Origin of the sequence: uncultured Chitinophaga sp., assembly GCF_937874145.1 — a bacterium.
GTDB lineage: Bacteria > Bacteroidota > Bacteroidia > Chitinophagales > Chitinophagaceae > Chitinophaga.
Genome location: NZ_CALNBI010000207.1, coordinates 1 through 18,062, shown reverse-complemented (window position 1 = coordinate 18,062; position 18,062 = coordinate 1). Strand labels below are relative to the sequence as shown.

Sequence of the window (18,062 nt, the reverse complement as noted above, 5' to 3'; positions counted from 1 at the left end):
TTAGCAATTAAAGTGTTAAAATGAATGTAAAATATACTGCAATGATAAGGTAATTACTCTAGAATCAGTAATTAAAATATGATAATTTTTCCACATTAACTGGCGATGAATGAAAGTGCCAGCCAGTGCTCCCGTTCTGCCCGCTCCGCGGGTTGCAGCCCCTCTGCCCGGGCGGCCTTAACAATTGCAGGTTCGTCTTCCTGCAATATACCACTCAAAATCAATATTCCGCCTTTTTTGAGTATTCTTTTCATCTCCCCCATATTAACAAGCAGGATGTTACGGTTGATGTTCGCAAGCAATACATCATACGCCCCGCTCCCCTCACCCGACAAGTTATCCGCCTGCGTAAACGTAACGTTCCCCGAACCATTCGCCTCCGCATTCTCCACCGCGTTCTCCACCGCCCAGGTATCAATGTCGATCCCACGCGTTTGCGCTGCACCCAACTTATCCGCCAATATCGCGAGTATCCCCGTCCCGGAACCGAAATCAAACACCTGCTTCCCCGCAAAATCCACATCGCGCATCAGCAGCACCACCGACCAGGTAGTGGCGTGGTGCCCCGTCCCGAACGACATCTTCGGCGTGATAATGATCTCATGTTTCACCGAATCGCCCAGCGGCGCATGGAAGCCCGCGCGGATACCGCAGAAATCCTCCACCAGCACCGGCTCAAAGCTGCTCTCCCACACCGCGTTCCAGTTCGCCTGCTCAATTCTCTCTTTCGTATAATCCAACCCGTGAGACCCCACGAGACCCATTAAGTTGTTCTCTTCAAAATCCGTTTCGGGTATATAAGCCACGAGCGCATCCGGGCGCTCCTCAAACCCTTCGTAACCCATGTCGCTCAGTTGCGCGACCAGCACATCCCGCAGCTCCTGCGGCGCGGGAATCGTTATGGCGATGTAAGACATGGGCGCAAGATAACGACATTTTTCCGCCCCTATTCCGCATTTTTCTTGGCCATTTCCCTACACCTATTTATATTTACTTTTTATTAAATATAACCTTATCCTATGAAAAAACTCATCATCCTCGCTGCCCTGCTGGGCGGCGCTTTCACCGTATCGGCCCAGTCCACCATCATCCCGCATGAATACGAGAAACAGGACTCCATCTTCTACCAGGTGCCCAACGCCGTACTGATCGTAGACAAGTTGGATGTGGAAGATTATTTCAAAAATCTCGACACCGTGCTCGTACAGAAGCAGTTCAACAAAACCGTGTTCCGCAACATCCAGTTCTCGCCGCTCAGTCCCGAAGAAGTGCAGCGCCACTATGGCCTCGCCAGCAAGTTCTGGACCGCCTCCAAGAGCAATCCCCTCTCCTACAGCACCGACAGGATCACGCTGTTCTGGAACGATAACGAAGGCATCATCCTGCCGTATATCGACGAGATCCTGCCCGACCTGCTGGAAGCCGGCAAGGTGCAGGTGGTGGACCGCACCACCAACAAGCGCGTGAAGCTCTACAAAATGGATTATGAAGACGTGAACGGCAAATCGTTCCGGATTTTCAGGCTCGAGAAAGGGAAGGTGATCTGGCGCGAAAGCGAAGTGTTCATCGAACAGGTCTATAACGCGGGCCGTTAAACGAAGACTACCGGATTCCCTGAAAATAAAAAACGCCGCTCGTAAGCGGCGTTTTTTTTATGTAAGCTATTCACACGATTATTGTTCGTCGAACACAGGGCCCAGTTCAGGACCTTCGTTCTGGCCGCCGGCCTGGGAAGGACGGGGCCCGCGATCGCCACGGTCTCCGCGGTCACCACGATCGCCACGATCACGACGGTCTCCACGGTCGCCACCGCCACGGCGGTCGCCACGGTCACCACGGTCACGACGGTCTCCGCGATCGCCACGGTCACCACGCTCTTCGCGTTCGGGGCGTTCTACGTAACCTTCGGGTTTGGGCATGAGCACTTTGCGGCTGAGTTTGAACTTGCCGGTTTTGGGATCGGTGCCTACCAGTTTCACTTTCACTTTGTCGCCTTCGCTGAGTACGCCGTCCATGTTCTCGAGGCGTTTCCAGGAAACTTCGGAGATATGGAGCAGGCCTTGTTTGCCGGGGAGGAATTCCACGAACGCGCCGTAGGGCATTACGCTCTTCACAACGGATTCGTATTCTTCGCCCACTTCGGGTTGGGAAACGATGCCTTTGATCCATGCAACGGCTTTATCCAGGTTTTCTTTCTGGGTAGCGAAGATGGATACTTCGCCATGCTGGCCAACTTCTTCGATATTGATGTTGGTGCCGGTTTCGCGTTGGATTTCCTGGATAACTTTACCGCCGGGCCCGATCACCGCGCCGATGAATTCACGGTCGATGGTCAGTTTCTCCATGCGCGGAGCATGCGGTTTCGGTTCAGGACGGGCAGCTTCGATGGTATTGTACATGCCATCGAGGATGTGCAGGCGGCCCTGGCGGGCTTGCGAAAGCGCTGCGCGCATCACGTCCATGCTCAGACCGTCTACTTTGATATCCATCTGTACGCCGCAGATACCGTCGCGGGTACCGGTTACTTTGAAGTCCATGTCGCCGAGGTGGTCTTCGTCGCCGAGGATGTCGCTCAGTACGGCCCATTTGCCGTCGGCAGCGCGGGAGATGAGGCCCATTGCGATACCGGATACGTGTTTGGGCAGGGGAACGCCTGCGTCCATGAGGGCGAGGGAGCCTGCGCAAACGGTAGCCATGGAGGAGGAACCGTTGGATTCGAGGATATCGCTCACTACGCGCACGGTGTAGGCGTAATCGCTTCCGGGCATCATTTGCTTGAGGGAGCGTAAAGCCAGGTTACCGTGGCCCACTTCGCGACGGCCGGGGCCGCGCATCATCTTCACTTCGCCGGTGGAGAAGGGAGGGAAGTTATAGTGGAGGATAAATTTAACGTAGTTGGAAGTGGCGGCAGACTCGATCAGCAGTTCGTCGTCGGGGGTACCGAGGGTTACTGTGGTGAGGGACTGCGTTTCGCCGCGGGTGAACAGTGCGGAGCCGTGGGGGCTGGGCAGCAGGTCAACTTCCATGGCGAGGGGGCGGACCTGGTCGAGCACGCGGCCGTCGAGGCGGATGCTTTGGTCCAGGATCATGTTGCGCACGACTTCTTTTTCCAGTTTATGGAAATATTTGCCGACGAGCGGGGCGTCTTCTTCGGAGAGCTCGCCCAGGTGCTCTTTCACTTCTTCTTCGATTTTGCTGAAAGCTTCGCTGCGCTCGTGTTTGCCGAGGGCGGATTTGGAAACTTCGAGGATTTTGCCGGCGGCAAAGGCTTCGATTTTCGCTTTCAGTTCTTCGTTGGCGTAAGGCAGGGTGAATTCGCGCTTGGCGGGGTTGCCGATCAGGGCGCGGAGCTCTTCCTGGGCTTTCACCTGGATGCGGATGGCGTCGTGAGCGAGTTCGATGGCCTTGATCAGGTCTTCTTCCTGGCACTCTTTGGATTCGCCTTCCACCATCATGATATTTTTCTCCGTAGCGGCTACGATGAAGTCCATATCGGCTTCAGCGAGCTGGGAACGGGTGGGGTTGATGATGAATTCGCCATTCACGCGGCCGATGCGCACTTCGGAGATGATCTCCTGGATGGGAACGTCGGACACGGCGAGGGCTGCGGACGCGGCCAGTGCGGCCATGGCGTCGGGCATGATTTCTTTATCGGAGGATACAAGGGTTACCAACACCTGCACATCGCAGAGATAATCGTCGGGGAACAGGGGGCGCAGGGCACGGTCGATCAGGCGGGAAATGAGCACTTCATAGTCGCTCAGCTTGCCTTCACGCTTGAAGAATGAACCCGGGATACGGCCTGCCGAAGCGAATTTCTCCTGGTAGTCTACGGTGAGGGGGAAGAAAGACTGCCCGGCCTTGGGCTCTTTATTGGCCACCACGGTAGCCAGCAGAATACAATCGCCGCAACGAACGGTAACGGCTCCATCGGCCTGGCGGGCCATTTTGCCGGTCTCGATCGTCACTTCACGACCTCCGCCTATATCAAATTTAACCGAAGTAGGTGTGAGATTCATACTTGTGTGAGGATTAAAATAGTATACATACAAAAAAACTATTCCCAACCAGAATAGTTGGGAATAGCGCTATCAATAAATTCGGATTATTTTCTGATACCTAACTTCTCGATGAGGGCACGGTAGCCGGAGAGGTTGGTTTTAGACAGATAAGAAAGCAAACGCTTTCTCTGACCTACCATCTTCATAAGACCGCGGTGAGTGGAGAAGTCTTTTTTATTTTGCTTCAGGTGAGCGGAAATGCTGTTGATACGCTCGGTTACCAGGGCAATTTGCGCTTCAGTAGAACCGGTATTCTTTTCGCTACCACCGAATTCCTTGAAAATGTTCGCTTTCTTTTCTACAGTTAAGTAAGACATCTTTGATAAAATAAATTATTACTCGCTATTTTTCCGGTGCAAAGGTAAGAAGATAAATGGCAAGTTCCAAATAGAATTATTTGAAGCCCCGTATCTGTAAACCAATGCTTTACCTATACAAAATTTACTGCTGCATTGTCGGTCACCTGCCCGTTTTCCGTACGCAGCACGCGCGACGGGAACTTCTGCAACACTATATAATCATGCGTCGCCATCACGATCGTGGTGCCGTCTTCCCGGCAAATCCGGAACAACAGCTGCATGATCCCGTCGGAAGTTTCCGGGTCCAGGTTGCCCGTAGGCTCGTCCGCCAATATCAGCTTCGGGCCGTTCAGCAACGCCCGCGCAATGTCCACGCGCTGCTGCTCCCCGCCCGACAACTCATACGGCATCTTGAACCCCTTCGTGGCCAGGCCCACCTTATCCAGCACGTCCGCAATCTTATCCTCGATCTGCTTCTGCTCCGTCCACCCCGTGGCCTTCAGCGCAAACTTCAGGTTCTCATGCACCGTGCGGTCCGTCAGCAACTGAAAGTCCTGGAACACCACGCCCAGGTTCCGGCGAAGGTATGGCACCTTCTTCCAGTCCATCTTCGTCAGATCAAACCCCGCTACCTGGCCGGCGCCTTCCCGCAACACCAGGTCGCCGTACAGCGTCTTCAGCAGGCTCGACTTCCCCGTTCCCGTTTTCCCGATCAAATACACAAACTCTCCCTTATTAATCGAGATGTTCACGTCGGACAGGATCAATGAACTTCCCTGGTAAATATTAGCATTCGTCAGCTGGACTATCGGTTGATCAACCATTAATTTCCTGTTTTAAAATCCAAAAATAATTAAATCCTTGTCAATGACCCGCATTGAATAATAACTACAAAATTAGTTTGTAAACTAAAAAAATAGTTATACATTCGTTTCAGCATCCGCAATTGCGTTTTTTTAAGCGCCCGGTCGCCGAAGCTTAGCGGAGACGCAGTAGGGATTCAGTACAGATACAGTACTGTAACCGTACCAAATAAAGAAACACTTCCCGTTAAGAACAACCGTAGAAAAAATCCGCTCAACAGGCGCCGGCAACATTAAAATGCGTTCATCGGACTTTTAACAAGACTCGCCATAAACTTCGATACAATGAAAACACTGACCAAGGCGGAAGAGCAGATCATGCAAGCCCTCTGGGCGCTCGGCCCCTCTTTCGTGAAAGACATCATCACCGTGCTCCCGGAGCCGCAACCACATTACAACACGGTTTCCACGCTCGTAAAGATCCTTGTCGACAAGGGCTTCGTCGGGTTCAAGGCATTCGGGAAAAGCCACCAGTACCACGCGCTCGTTTCCAAAGAGGAATACAGCAGCCGCACGGTGCAGAACCTGGTTAAAGGTTATTTCGGCGGCTCTTTCGCCAACCTGGTGTCGTTCTTCGTCAAGGAGAAGGATATGTCGGTCAACGACCTGGAGCAATTGCTGGAAGAAATTAAAAAATCCAAAAAACAGGAACCATGAGCCCGATCCTCGTGTATCTGCTGAAAGCGGCCCTGTATTCGGGCCTGCTGTTCGCCTATTATTGTTTGGCGCTCCGCAACCAGCGGCAGCACCGCTGGAACAGGGCCTATCTCCTGGTCCTCACCGCCGCCAGCCTCCTCCTCCCCCTTGTGCGCATCCCCCTTCCCGGCGACGCCGCTGCTTCTTCCGCCATCCTCCGCTACACCGCGGCCGCCTTCGAGGTCAACGGCAGTGCCGCCGGCAGCGTAAACTCCTCCTGGCAATGGCTTTGGATCGCCTACGCGCTGGTAGCCGCCGCCCTCCTCGCCCGCTTCGGGTATGCCATCTGGCAGCTGTCCAGCCTTATCCGCGGAGGCCGCAGGCAGGCATCTTCCCATTACCAGCTTATCCTCCACCCTTCCGTTTCCTCGCCCTTCAGCTTCTTCCGGTACATCTTCTGGAACCCGTCCACGGAGCCGCTTTCCGCCGAAGGCCGCCACATGCTCCAGCACGAGCAGGCGCACATCCGCAAAGGCCACAGCTGGGATACGCTTTTTATGGAAACAGTCACGGCTTTATGCTGGATCAATCCCTTCTTCCATCTCGTGAAAAAAGAATTATCGATAGTCCATGAATTCGAAGCCGACGAAGTGCCTGCCGGAAACGGACAAACGGCCGCATACGCCGAAAATCTCCTCCGCCAGGCGCTGCATGCTCCTTCCGCCCGATTACTCATTCACCATTTTTCCCAACCTCCCGTAAAACGCAGAATTATGATGCTTACCCGCCATTCGCAAACACGTTATGCCGCTATCCGCAAACTGATGGCACTCCCCCTCGCCGCAGGGATCCTCTTCGCCACCTCCTGCACACAACAGGACCCGGCCGCACCGGCCGCAACGGAAACACCGGCTCCGCAGGCCGTTCAACTCAAGGCGGCTGCCGGCGACGAAGTTTTCACCTTCGTGGAATTGCCGCCCAGCTTTCCCGGAGGCGACGAAGCGCTCATCAAGTATCTTAGCAACAACCTAAAGTACCCGCAGGAAGCAGTCGATAAAAATGTGACAGGCACCGTTTTCATCCAGTTTGTTGTTGACAAGGACGGCTCCCTGCGTGACATGAAACCCGTTGGAAAGGTTATCGGTTACGGCCTGGAAGAAGAAGCCATCCGTGTCATGAAAGGCATGCCCAAATGGAGGCCCGGCCGCCAAAACGATAAAAATGTGAATGTAATGTTCAACCTTCCCATCCGGTATACATTGCAGGATTAAGACCAAAAAACTTCGTCCATCCGGCCCGGCCAATCGCCCTTCATGCCCGGGCAAAAAGACAAATGTTAGTCATACCCCAATACACAACTAGCTTACATCAGGCGCCACGGTTTCTGTGGCGTCTTTTTTATGGAAAGCCGTTAAACGCGCATCTTCCTGCAAATTTTACTATGATCCGGTTCTTCATTTTATGTTGCCTGCTCGCCGCCGCCTGCACCCAACCCGAAGCCATTTCTCAAAAGGCTCCGGTTCAGGCACCGGAATCATCCACAGTTACGGCACCAGCAGATACTTTCCATGACAACGTAATTGTTTGTCCTGTTGAATTGGTCCCCCAATTCCCTGGTGGAGACAAAGCCTTTGCGGCGTTCCTCGACAAAAACCTGCAATATCCAGCCGAAGCGAAAAGTTTGGGAAAAGAGGGAACGGTGTTCGTGCAATTCCTGGTTGACAGTACAGGCGAATTATCAGAATTCTCAACGATAAAATGGCGGCATTTAGGATTTGGCCTCGAAGAAGAGGCGCTGCGCGTAGTGAAATTGATGCCTAAATGGGAATGGCCCTCCGAAATGTTTGGCCAAAAACGCACGGTAATACAATATAATCTTCCAATCCGATTCAGCTTGAATTAGGTATCTTTCAGGTATCATCCCGTACTGTATGTATCTTTTCGCATTGCTCTGCTCGTTCAACCTTGCCCTTCCGGACAGTCTCCCTAAGCAGGCGACAAACGCCTCCTTCAGTTATTTGTACCCCTTATTTCCAGGCGGACCAGACTCCCTGCACCGTTTCCTCCAGCAACACAATGGCCATCCGGACACAGCGCGATTACACAAACACCGCGGCACCGTAGCCGTAAGTTTCACCGTCATGCCCGATGGCTCCATCCGGAATCCGGAAATTGCCGGTTTTAATATCGGATTGGGGCTCGACAAGGAAGCCCTCCGCCTGGTAAGCCTCATGCCACCATGGATTCCCAGGCGACAAAATACCCGGAAGGTGGCGGATAAGGTTACACTCAATTTTCGGTTCGACCGCCAAACCTGGAACGTTGCGGCAGAAATTACCCCGCGCGGCGATATCTTCCGGTTTATCGAATTGCCGCCTTATTTCCCCGGCGGGGAAACCGCGCTGCAACAATTCATTACCGGCAACCTGCAATACCCTGCCGAAGCAAAAGCCCGCGGCATCGAAGGCACCGTCCGTATCGCACTGATCCATTCAGACAGGAAAATCCTTACCGGCATCCACCCCACTGGCCCCCGACTGGGCTACGGGCTGGAAGAAGAAGCCCTGCGCCTCGTACATATCATGCCTGCCTGGAAAGGCGCCAGCAGCGCCGGCAGAAGCCTCGCTACCTACGATACCGTCGATATTCATTTCACATTGCCGCCCGAAAGCAAATCGATCCAACCATAAATTCCCGCCCGCACAAAAAAGCCGGCGGCCCAATCGGACCGCCGGCTTTCGTATATGCGTTCTGCAATTATTTGTATTCGAAAGTGCCGTACTCGCTTTTCACGGTTACTTTTTTCTCAGGCGCCGCTTCCACACGGCCCACGATCTTCGCGTCGATGTTGTAGGTCTGGCTGATGCGGATGAGGTCTTCCGCGATTTCAGCAGGAACGTACAATTCCATGCGGTGGCCCATGTTGAACACCTGGTACATCTCCCTCCATTCAGCGCCGGATTGCTCGCGGATCAGCTGGAACAGCGGGGGAACAGGGAACAGGTTGTCTTTGATGACGTGCAGGTTTTCGATGAAATGCAGCACCTTGGTTTGCGCGCCGCCGCTGCAATGCACCATGCCGTGGATCTGCGGGCGGAACTGCTCCAGCATGTGGCGGATCACCGGCGCGTAGGTACGCGTGGGCGACAGCACCAGCTTGCCGGCGGTGATCTGTCCGAATCCCGGAACGTCGACCATGTCGGTCAGCGCTTTTTTACCCGAGAACACGAGCTCCTGCGGGATCGCGGGATCGAAGGATTCGGGGTATTTTTCTGCTACGGATTTGTTGAAAACGTCGTGGCGCGCGGAGGTGAGGCCGTTGCTGCCCATACCGCCGTTGTATTCGCGCTCGTAGGTGGCCTGGCCGTAGGATGCGAGCCCTACCACCACGTCTCCCGCCTGGATGCGGTCGTTCGAAATCACATCGCTGCGTTTCATGCGCGCGGTAACGGTGGAGTCCACGATCACGGTGCGCACGAGGTCGCCCACGTCTGCGGTTTCTCCGCCGGTGCTGTAGATGCCCATGCCGTAAGAGCGGAGCTCTTCGAGGATTTCTTCGGTACCATTGATGATGGCGGCGATCACTTCGCCGGGGATAAGGTTTTTATTGCGGCCGATGGTGGAAGACAGCAGGATGTTGTCCGTGGCGCCCACGCAGAGAAGATCGTCGGTATTCATGATGATCGCGTCCTGCGCGATGCCGCGCCATACGCTGAGGTCTCCCGTTTCTTTCCAGTAAGCGTAAGCCAGGGAGGATTTGGTACCCGCCCCGTCAGCGTGCATGATATTGCACCACTGTTCGTCACCGCCGAGCAGGTCGGGGATGATTTTGCAGAAAGCGCGGGGGAAGAGCCCCTTGTCGATATTCCGGATGGCGTTGTGCACATCCTCTTTGCCGGCGGAGACGCCTCTTTTGGCGTAAAGGTTCTGGTCCACGAATGATCCTTTGGTTTGCGATTAAAGTGCAAAAGTATTGTAATCCCGTCAAAACATTTAGATTTGCACGGCGTTTTTGCAAATATGACCGTTCCACCATGCAGGTTCACAGAGATTTAAAGAAATTGCCCGCTTTCCGGAATGCCGTGATCACGATCGGCACTTTCGACGGGGTGCATACCGGCCACCAGCACATCCTCCAACAGCTGCAGGAAGCCGCCCACGCCTGCAACGGGGAAACGGTCATCATCACCTTCGACCCGCACCCGCGGGAAGTGCTGGCCGGCGATAAAACCGTTCGCCTGCTTACCACGCTCGAAGAAAAAATCTCCCTGCTGGCGCATTGGGGCATTCATCACCTGGTGGTGGTCCCTTTCACCCGGGAGTTCTCCGAACTGTCCGCCACGGCCTACCTGGAAGACTTTCTCATCAGCACTTTCCGCCCGCATACCATCATCATCGGCTACGACCACCGATTCGGCCACAACCGCGAAGGCGGCCTCGAACTGCTGGAAGCCGAACAGGAAAAATATGGCTTCCGGCTGCTGGAAATCCCCCAGCAGGTGATCCACGACGCGGCCGTCAGCTCCACCCGCATCCGCAAAAGCCTCCAGGAGGGCGACGTCCGCCTTGCCAGCGAGCTGCTTGGCTACCCGTATTTCCTGCAGGGCAAAGTGGTGCATGGCGATAAAATGGGCCGCAAGCTCGGCTTCCCCACCGCCAACATCGCCCTCAACGATTACCGAAAGCTTATCCCCGCACAAGGCGTTTACGCCGTGACCGTCTCCGTCGGGAACGACGGCCCGCTGCTGCAGGGAGCGCTCAACATCGGCACCCGCCCCACTTTCAACGGGTCGGAACTGCGCATCGAAGTGTTTATCCTGGATTTCGACCGGGAAATCTACGACGCGGCCATCCGGGTCGATTACCTGGAGTATATCCGGAGCGACCGCAGGTTCGACAGCGTGGAAGCGCTCGTCGTGCAAATGAAAAACGATGTGGAGCAGGCCCGCGCGATCGCGTCAAGGCCGTAATATCCTGTATACCATTTCCTTCATCAGCTCACCGTCTTCGTTTCCGCTATCGCCGATGCCGATGCTGCGCAGGTTGTATTGCGCGAGCAACAGGATGGCGCGCTCGGTGCCGTTGGGACCGAAGTTCCGCGCGGCCGACATGTAATCTTTCAGAAAGAACGGGTGCACGCCCAATGCGGCGGCCATTTCCTTTTCGCCGCCTTTGGCGCCGAAGAGTAGGTTGATTTTGGCGAAGTAGCCGTATAAGGAAGGGATAACCACCTGTATGGGCGCGGCTTTGGGGTTGGCGGCGAAATATTTGATGATGCGCATGGCCTTGCCGAGATCCATCTGCCCGATGGCGTTCTGCAGCTCGAACACGTTGTATTCCTTGCTGATGCCCACGTATTTTTCGATATCGCCTTCGTCGATTTTTTTGCCTTGCGGGAGGTTGACCATCAGTTTTTCGATCTCGTTGGCGATGCGGCTGAGATCGTTGCCGATATGGTCGGCCAGCATGATGCAAGCTTTTTCGGAGATGGCGAGGCCCTGGGAGCGGACGTAAGCTTCCGCCCACTGGGGGATCTGGTTGTCGTAGAGCTTTTTGGTGGACAGCATCACGCCGCGGTCTTTGACAAGCTTGGCCATTTTAGAGCGGCCGTCGAGCTTTCCTTGCTTGTGGGCTACGACGAATATGGTGGATTCGAGGGGTTTGTCGATGTAGGGCTCGATTTTGAGGAGATCGCGCATGGCCTGGGCTTCCTTGAGGATCACCACCTGGCGTTCGGCAAACATGGGATACCGGCGGCAGGCGTTGATGACGGTGGCCCAGTCGGTGTCTTTCCCGTACAGCACGGTGAGGTTGAAGCCTTTGTCGGCTTCGGTGAGCAGGTTGTGCTCGGCGTAGTTCACCACCTGGTCGATGAAGAAATCCTCGTCTCCTTCGAGCCAGTAAAGCGGCTTGAACTTATTGCTTTTCCATTCCTTGATGATATCCTGGTAATCCATAACCCTGTCTGTTTCAATCCAAAATTAACCGACCACTTCCACGCCGCTCTTTTCCATGAGGGGGAGCCCTTTGAAGCGGAGCAGGAGCTGGCCTACGGTGAGCACATCTTTCTGGCAATACTCCGCGATGCGGCGGAGGTCTTTGTCTTCCCAATATACTCTGCCCACCTGGCTGCCGTCGATATCGTCTTTCGGGGTGGGAATCCCGAGTACGGCGGCGAGCAGCTTAAGGGAGGTATAGTTCCGGAAATCCCCGAAGCGCCAGATCTGGAGGGTGTCCAGCAGGGGCTGTTCCCAGGGTTTGAGCTGGTGGAGCTGGAGGGGATCCGGGAGGGCGAGGCCGTTGATGATCGCGCGGCGGCAAATATAGGGAATATCAAACTCGCGGATGTTATGCCCTGCAAACTGGAAGCGCTGCATTTTCTGATGGAAACGCGAAACGGTATCGAGAAATCCGGCGAGGATCTCCTTCTCGTCGTCTCCATAAAAAGATTTTATACGCAATTGATACTGACCGTTTTCCGTAAAAAAGAAGCCGGCGGAAATGCATACGATCTTGCCGAATTCGGCCGTCAGCCCCGCTCTCTCGAAGTAGTCGGCGGCCGGGTTTTCAGAATCTGGCAAAGTTTTTGCATTCTTCTCTAACCAGAGCGCCTGCAACTCGGCCGGTAGCTGATCCAACGAAGATGTTAGCGGGGTGGTTTCAATGTCAAGTAATAATAACTGGTCGAGCGCAACGGTATTTAACACAGCCTACAATTTTATAAGCGTGTAATTTAGTTAAATTTTAACGTTTCAATTTCGAGGGAAAAATTTTACCCATATAACAATCTAATATCAAAAACATCAATCACTATGGCGGAAAACACCTTTAACGCTGGAACGCCCAATCCCGGGCCTGAAAAACCGAAAAGCAACAAAAACGGCCTCATATACGGTATCCTCATCGCTGCACTCGTAGGCACCTGGGGTTATATGTATTATGACAAGAGCCAGTCCAGCAAGGAGATCGCTATCAAAGAAAACCAGCTGGACACGATTACCAATTCCCGTAACGAACTGCAGGCGGAATACGATGCCGCCCAGGCACGGCTGGACGATCTGATCTCCCAAAATAGCCGGATGGACAGTCTCGTGAAAAGCAAGGATAAAGAAATTGCGGACATGAAAGGCCGTATCACCAGCATTCTCAGCAACAAAAACGCCACCGCAGCCCAGCTGGCGGAAGCGCGCAGGCTGATCGAAGAGCTGAAATCCAGGACCGAAGGTTATGTGCAGACGATCGAGCGCCTCGAAGGCGAGAAAATCGTACTGGCAGGCGAGCGCGATTACGCCCGTAAGGAGCGCGACTCTGTGACCACGGTGAAAGACAGCCTCGGCAAACGTGTGGATCTCGGCTCCGTACTGCATGCATCCAACATCAAGCTGTCGCCCATCAACGTACGTAAGAACGGCAAGGAAGAAGTGACGACCAAAGCTAAACGCGCCGATATGATGCGCGTGTCTTTCGACCTCGATAACCGCATCGCGACCACCGGCGATAAAGAAATCTACGTAGCCATCACGGCTCCGGACGGTTCTCCCCTCGCAGTGGAAGCCCTCGGCAGCGGCCGCTTCACCCTGGAAGACGGCACAGAGAAGCTCTACACCGTTAAGAAAACCGTTTCCTATGCTGCAGGCGGCGTTACGCCCGTGAGCATGGACTGGAAACAAAACTCCGACTTCAAACCCGGCGACTACGCGGTGGAAATCTACCAGGACGGTTTTAAAATCGGCGCAGGCAAAGTAAACCTGAAAAAAGGCGGCCTCTTCTAAAAAATAACGATAGACAATCCAACATTCATAGAAAGGGTGTGGCTCCGGCCATACCCTTTCTTTTTTATACCGGGTTGTTAAAGTTTGGTTATTCCAGATTAAAAAATATTAATATTAAAATAAAATTAACTTTCTTTGCGGTGAAATTACGAAGCGGGCCTGAATGGAATGTTTTGAGGAGCAGTTTTCGGCAAATACCTATGCTAACGGAAATGGAATTGCGTACAGTAAACGAAATTTTATGAAGCAATTCGACAATATAATTGACATGGCACAGCATAAAGTAGTTTATGTAATCGACGACGATGAGATTTTCCACTTTATTGTGAAGAAGATGTTTGGCTTGCAGGGATGGGACGTGAGGGTCAATTCCTTTTTGTCTGCGGAAGACGCCATTGAGGATTTGAACGATTTCGCGGCCCGGCGCCTCCCCTGCCTCATCATCCTCGACATGAACATGCAGCGGATGAACGGCTGGGATTTCATCGAAGCTTTCCGGGAACTCAAAACGCGGCTCACCACGGATGTGCCGATCATCATGTGTTCCTCTTCCATGAACATCCAGGACATGGAGAAAGTGAAAAGAACCCCCGAGCTGATGGCCTACATCACCAAGCCGCTCGACAAGCACAAAATGAAAGTAATCGAAGAATATCTCTGAACGCCAGAGAGCTAATACCCAAAAAAGTAACCCATAAAAAAAGAGCGGACATGATCCGCTCTTTTTATTTTCTATCCAGAATAAGTTTTGATTATGCGTTAACCGGCTCGCCGTACATCTCGGCGCGCAGCGTTCTCACGCGCTCGTCGGCCAGGTATTCATCGAACGAGCAGAGGCGGTCGATAATGCCTGCGGGCGTGATCTCGATGATGCGGTTGGCCACGGATTGCATGAACGTGTGGTCATGCGTGGTAAACAGCACGATCCCTTTGAAATCCTTCATGCTTTCGTTGAAAGACTGGATGGATTCCAGGTCGAGGTGGTTGGTGGGCTCGTCGAGGATCACCACGTTTGGATCCTGCAGCATCATGCGGCTCACCATGCAGCGAACTTTTTCGCCACCGGAGAGCACGGAGGTTTTTTTCATGATCTCGTCGCCGGAGAACAGCATTCTTCCGAGGAAACCGCGGAGGAAGGGCTCGTCTACGTCGGTTACGTGCGCAGGAACGTACTGGCGGAGCCAGTCGAGCAGGTTATAATCGCTTTTGAAGAAAGCGGCGTTATCGTCGGGCAGGTAGGCTTTGGTAACGGTGGTGCCCCATTCGAGCTTGCCGCCGTCGGCCTGCTGGTCGCCGTTGATGATATCGAAGAAGGTGCTGAGGGCCAGGTGGTCTTTCGACAGGAACGCGATCTTGTCGCCTTTATTCACGGAGAAGGTCACGTCGCTGAAGATCTTGCGGCCGTCGATGGATTTCTCGAGCTTTTCGATGTTCAGGATCTGGTTGCCCACTTCGCGCTGTTGCTTGAAGATGATGCCGGGGTATTTGCGGCTGGAGGGCTCGATGTCTTCGATCACCAGTTTATCGAGGGCTTTCTTACGGGAAGTAGCCTGTTTGGATTTGGAAGCGTTCGCGGAGAAGCGGGCGATAAAGTCCAGGAGGTCTTTACGCTTGTCTTCCATTTTCTTGTTCTTGTCGGAGATCTGGCGGGCGATCAGCTGGCTGGATTCGTACCAGAAGGAGTAGTTACCGGTGAAGATCTTGATCTTGGCGCGGTCTACGTCGGCCACGTGGGTACACACGGCATCGAGGAAGTGACGGTCGTGGCTCACCACGATCACGATGTTTTCGTAATCGGCCAGGAAGTTTTCGAGCCACCCGATGGTTTCAACGTCCAGGTGGTTCGTAGGTTCGTCCAGCAGCAGGATGTCGGGGTTGCCGAAGAGCGCCTGTGCGAGCAGTACCCGTACTTTGAGGGCGCCGCTCAGGTCTTTCATCAGGGTTTGATGCAGTTCTTCTTTCACGCCCAGGTCGCCCAGGAGCACACCGGCGTCGGACTCGGCCGTGTAGCCGCCCATCTCGCCGTATTCCGCCTCCAGTTCGCCTGCGCGCATGCCGTCTTCTTCGGTAAAGTCTTCCTTGGCGTAAATGCTGTCGCGCTCATGCGCAATGTCCCAGAGTTTCTTGTTGCCCATGAGCACCGCGTTGAGAACGGTCACCTCGTCGAACTCATAGTGGTTCTGTTTCAGAACCGACATGCGCTCGCCGGGGGTGATTTCCACGGAACCCTTGTTCGGCTCGATCTCGCCGGACAGGATTTTGAGGAAAGTGGATTTGCCGGCCCCGTTGGCGCCGATCACTCCGTAGCAATTGCCTTTCGTAAAGTTGATATTCACTTCATCGAACAAAACCCTTTTGCCGAAAGAAAGCGTGACATTTTTAACACTGATCATACCTGGCTGAATAAATTTGAAGCCGCAAAGATACGAAATCCCGGCCATAAGTCCATGCCTTGGGAAACAGCTGCAAAAACCCGTTATTGAACATTTTAGGGATATGTATTGTTATCAAGGACAATCAAATCATATTGCCATGATCCATGAACTATCCAAATACTGGGGATATATCGTTTTCCGCGGCGTGATCGCCATTCTTTTCGCCATTTTCGCCTTCCTTTGGCCGGCCCTCACCCTTTCTGTCCTCGTGATCTTCCTGGGCGCCTATTTCCTGGTCGACGGGATATTTTCCATCATCCATGGATTCCAGATCATGAAAAAAGACGAAAGCTGGTGGACCTTCCTGCTGATCGGCCTCATGGGGATCATCGCCGGCGGGCTGATGCTCTTCATGCCGGGTGTTACAGCGATCTTCCTGGTAACGCTGGTGGCTATCTGGGCCGTTGTGACGGGGCTCCTGGAGATCATCGTCGCCATCCGCCTGCGCAAGGAGCTCACGAACGAGTGGATGCTCATCCTGGCGGGGATCCTGTCCGTCGTGTTCGGCGTATTGCTGTTCATGCAGCCTGTAGTGGGCGTGGTGGTGCTGGCCTGGTACCTTGGCTTTTACGCCCTGTTCCTCGGCATCTTCCTCCTTTCGGTGGGCTTCCGCCTGCGGAAAGTGCATAAAAACTTCGAAAACCATCAGGGAAAACACGCCTGATATAGGCTAGTTGCCATAGCATAAAAGGGCCCTCCGTTTTTCCGGAAGGCCCTTTTTCTATGTGGATCACAGCTATTTTTCGATGCCCAGCAGGTAGAACATGAACGCGTATTGCAGCGCCACATCCTTCAATGCCTTGAACCTGCCACTGGCGCCGCCGTGGCCGGCTTCCATATTGGTTTCAAGGAGCAGGAGATTATCGCCCTGCTTCTTCTCGCGCAGCCTGGCCACCCATTTGGCCGGCTCAAAATACTGCACCTGGGAGTCGTGCAGGCCGGTGGTTACCAGCATGTTGGGATATACTTTCGCTTCCACGTTATCGTAAGGTGAATAGGATTTCATGTAGTCGTAAGAATCCTTATTCTTGGGATTGCCCCATTCATCGAATTCTCCGGTAGTCAGCGGAATACTTTCATCGAGCATGGTGGTCACCACGTCCACGAAAGGCACCGCCGCGATCACGCCCTTCCAGAGCTCGGGGCGCATGTTCACCACCGCGCCCATCAGCAACCCGCCGGCGGAACCACCCAGGGCGAAAAGGTGCGAAGTGTCGGTGAATTTATTTTCGATGAGGAACTCGGCGCAATCGATGAAATCGGTGAAAGTGTTTTTCTTCTTGAACATCTTCCCGTCTTCATACCACTGCCTGCCCAGCTCCTGGCCGCCGCGAATATGCGCGATGGCGTAACAGAAACCGCGGTCGAGCAGGCTGATGCGGCTGGAACTGAAGCCCGGCTCCATGCTCGCGCCGTAAGATCCATAGCCATACAGCAACAGGGGCGCCTGTCCGTTCTTCTCGAACCCTACTTTATACACCAGCGAAATGGGCACCCGCGTGCCGTCGTCCGCCGTGGCGAAAACCCTTTCCGTCACATAATTCTTCGGATCGTACCCGCCGATCACTTCCTGTTGCTTGCGCAGCGTTTTCTCTTTCGTTTCCATGTTGTATTCGAACGTGGAAGCAGGCGTAGTGAGCGAAGTGTAGCTGTAGCGCAGCACCTTGGTATCGAGCTCGGGATTGGAGATGACAGACGCCACATAGGCCGGCTCGCCGAAGTCCAGGTAATGCTCCTGCCCGCTTTCCGGGATGATGCGCACCTGCGACAACCCGTTCTTTCTTTCGCTCAGCACCATGAAGTTGTTGAAGAGCGTAAAACCCTGCAGCAGCACATCCGGCCGGTGCGGGATTACTTCTTTCCAGTTGTCCATCGCCGTTTTGCCGACGGGCGTTTCCATCAGCCGGAAGTTCTTGGCGTTGAGGTTGGTTTCGATATAGAATTTATCACCGCGGTGATCGATGTTGTACAGCATATCCTTCTGCCGCGGCTGGAT

18 protein-coding genes are annotated in these 18,062 nt (G+C 53.9%); 9 read left to right on the top strand and 9 right to left on the bottom strand.

All coding sequences use genetic code 11. The annotated features are described in order from the left end of the window. Window positions 1-95: 95 nt before the first annotated feature. Window positions 96-917: a 50S ribosomal protein L11 methyltransferase gene (gene prmA / locus Q0510_RS09805; protein ID WP_298710521.1), complete on the bottom strand. Its 822-nt coding sequence runs from the start codon at window positions 915-917 to the stop codon at window positions 96-98. A gap of 102 nt (window positions 918-1,019) precedes the next feature. Here prmA and Q0510_RS09800 point away from each other — a divergent pair, with 102 nt between their 5' ends. Next, complete coding sequence (locus Q0510_RS09800; protein WP_298710518.1) at window positions 1,020-1,595, top strand: hypothetical protein; 576 nt, start codon at window positions 1,020-1,022, stop codon at window positions 1,593-1,595. Window positions 1,596-1,673: 78 nt separating this feature from the next. On the opposite strand, the gene Q0510_RS09795 is transcribed toward Q0510_RS09800, so the two are convergent. From Q0510_RS09795 to Q0510_RS09785, 3 genes are all read right to left on the bottom strand, one after another. Continuing rightward, on the bottom strand, window positions 1,674-4,019 hold the full coding sequence (locus Q0510_RS09795; RefSeq protein WP_298710516.1) for a polyribonucleotide nucleotidyltransferase: 2,346 nt from the start codon (window positions 4,017-4,019) through the stop codon (window positions 1,674-1,676). A gap of 86 nt (window positions 4,020-4,105) precedes the next feature. After that, window positions 4,106-4,378 carry a 30S ribosomal protein S15 gene (rpsO, locus tag Q0510_RS09790; protein WP_298710514.1) on the bottom strand — a complete coding sequence of 91 codons (273 nt, stop codon included), beginning with the start codon at window positions 4,376-4,378 and terminating at the stop codon, window positions 4,106-4,108. Window positions 4,379-4,491: 113 nt separating this feature from the next. Beyond that, the gene (locus Q0510_RS09785; protein ID WP_298710512.1) at window positions 4,492-5,184 is read right to left on the bottom strand and encodes an ATP-binding cassette domain-containing protein; all 693 of its coding nucleotides are present in this window, start codon (window positions 5,182-5,184) and stop codon (window positions 4,492-4,494) included. Between the two features lie 324 nt (window positions 5,185-5,508). Here Q0510_RS09785 and Q0510_RS09780 point away from each other — a divergent pair, with 324 nt between their 5' ends. From Q0510_RS09780 to Q0510_RS09765, 4 genes are all read left to right on the top strand, one after another. Then, complete coding sequence (locus Q0510_RS09780; RefSeq protein WP_298710510.1) at window positions 5,509-5,880, top strand: BlaI/MecI/CopY family transcriptional regulator; 372 nt, start codon at window positions 5,509-5,511, stop codon at window positions 5,878-5,880. Continuing rightward, complete coding sequence (locus Q0510_RS09775; protein WP_298710508.1) at window positions 5,877-7,130, top strand: M56 family metallopeptidase; 1,254 nt, start codon at window positions 5,877-5,879, stop codon at window positions 7,128-7,130. The genes Q0510_RS09780 and Q0510_RS09775 overlap by 4 nt, the downstream gene beginning before the upstream one ends. Window positions 7,131-7,300: 170 nt before the next feature. Beyond that, window positions 7,301-7,762, top strand: coding sequence for an energy transducer TonB (locus Q0510_RS09770; RefSeq protein WP_298710506.1), 462 nt, complete (start codon window positions 7,301-7,303; stop codon window positions 7,760-7,762). Window positions 7,763-7,790: 28 nt separating this feature from the next. Next, complete coding sequence (locus Q0510_RS09765) at window positions 7,791-8,549, top strand: TonB family protein (protein ID WP_298710504.1); 759 nt, start codon at window positions 7,791-7,793, stop codon at window positions 8,547-8,549. A gap of 67 nt (window positions 8,550-8,616) precedes the next feature. Here Q0510_RS09765 and Q0510_RS09760 read toward each other — a convergent pair whose 3' ends face one another. Continuing rightward, a complete protein-coding gene (locus tag Q0510_RS09760) occupies window positions 8,617-9,795 on the bottom strand; it encodes an AIR synthase related protein (RefSeq protein ID WP_298710502.1) in 1,179 nt (392 codons plus the stop codon). A gap of 98 nt (window positions 9,796-9,893) precedes the next feature. Between Q0510_RS09760 and Q0510_RS09755 the strand changes: the two genes are divergently transcribed. Next, the gene (locus Q0510_RS09755) at window positions 9,894-10,829 is read left to right on the top strand and encodes a bifunctional riboflavin kinase/FAD synthetase (RefSeq protein ID WP_298710500.1); all 936 of its coding nucleotides are present in this window, start codon (window positions 9,894-9,896) and stop codon (window positions 10,827-10,829) included. On the opposite strand, the gene holA is transcribed toward Q0510_RS09755, so the two are convergent. Together holA and Q0510_RS09745 are read right to left on the bottom strand one after the other, a co-directional pair. Then, window positions 10,818-11,816 (bottom strand): DNA polymerase III subunit delta, encoded by a 999-nt coding sequence (holA, locus tag Q0510_RS09750; protein WP_298710498.1) that lies wholly within the window; start codon window positions 11,814-11,816, stop codon window positions 10,818-10,820. The genes Q0510_RS09755 and holA overlap by 12 nt on opposite strands. 24 nt (window positions 11,817-11,840) lie before the next feature. Further along, window positions 11,841-12,566, bottom strand: coding sequence for a ribonuclease H-like domain-containing protein (locus tag Q0510_RS09745; RefSeq protein ID WP_298710496.1), 726 nt, complete (start codon window positions 12,564-12,566; stop codon window positions 11,841-11,843). Between the two features lie 105 nt (window positions 12,567-12,671). Between Q0510_RS09745 and Q0510_RS09740 the strand changes: the two genes are divergently transcribed. Then, a complete protein-coding gene (locus Q0510_RS09740) occupies window positions 12,672-13,631 on the top strand; it encodes a hypothetical protein (RefSeq protein WP_298710494.1) in 960 nt (319 codons plus the stop codon). A 241-nt stretch (window positions 13,632-13,872) separates the two neighbouring features. Next, the gene (locus Q0510_RS09735; protein ID WP_298710492.1) at window positions 13,873-14,292 is read left to right on the top strand and encodes a response regulator; all 420 of its coding nucleotides are present in this window, start codon (window positions 13,873-13,875) and stop codon (window positions 14,290-14,292) included. Window positions 14,293-14,383: 91 nt separating this feature from the next. Here the strand turns inward: Q0510_RS09735 and Q0510_RS09730 are convergent, their stop codons facing one another. Next, on the bottom strand, window positions 14,384-16,024 hold the full coding sequence (locus tag Q0510_RS09730; protein ID WP_298710490.1) for an ATP-binding cassette domain-containing protein: 1,641 nt from the start codon (window positions 16,022-16,024) through the stop codon (window positions 14,384-14,386). A gap of 139 nt (window positions 16,025-16,163) precedes the next feature. Between Q0510_RS09730 and Q0510_RS09725 the strand changes: the two genes are divergently transcribed. Then, the gene (locus tag Q0510_RS09725; protein ID WP_298710488.1) at window positions 16,164-16,730 is read left to right on the top strand and encodes an HdeD family acid-resistance protein; all 567 of its coding nucleotides are present in this window, start codon (window positions 16,164-16,166) and stop codon (window positions 16,728-16,730) included. 72 nt (window positions 16,731-16,802) lie between these two features. On the opposite strand, the gene Q0510_RS09720 is transcribed toward Q0510_RS09725, so the two are convergent. After that, a partial coding sequence (locus Q0510_RS09720) for a prolyl oligopeptidase family serine peptidase (RefSeq protein WP_298710486.1) occupies window positions 16,803-18,062 on the bottom strand: 1,260 nt, incomplete at its 5' end.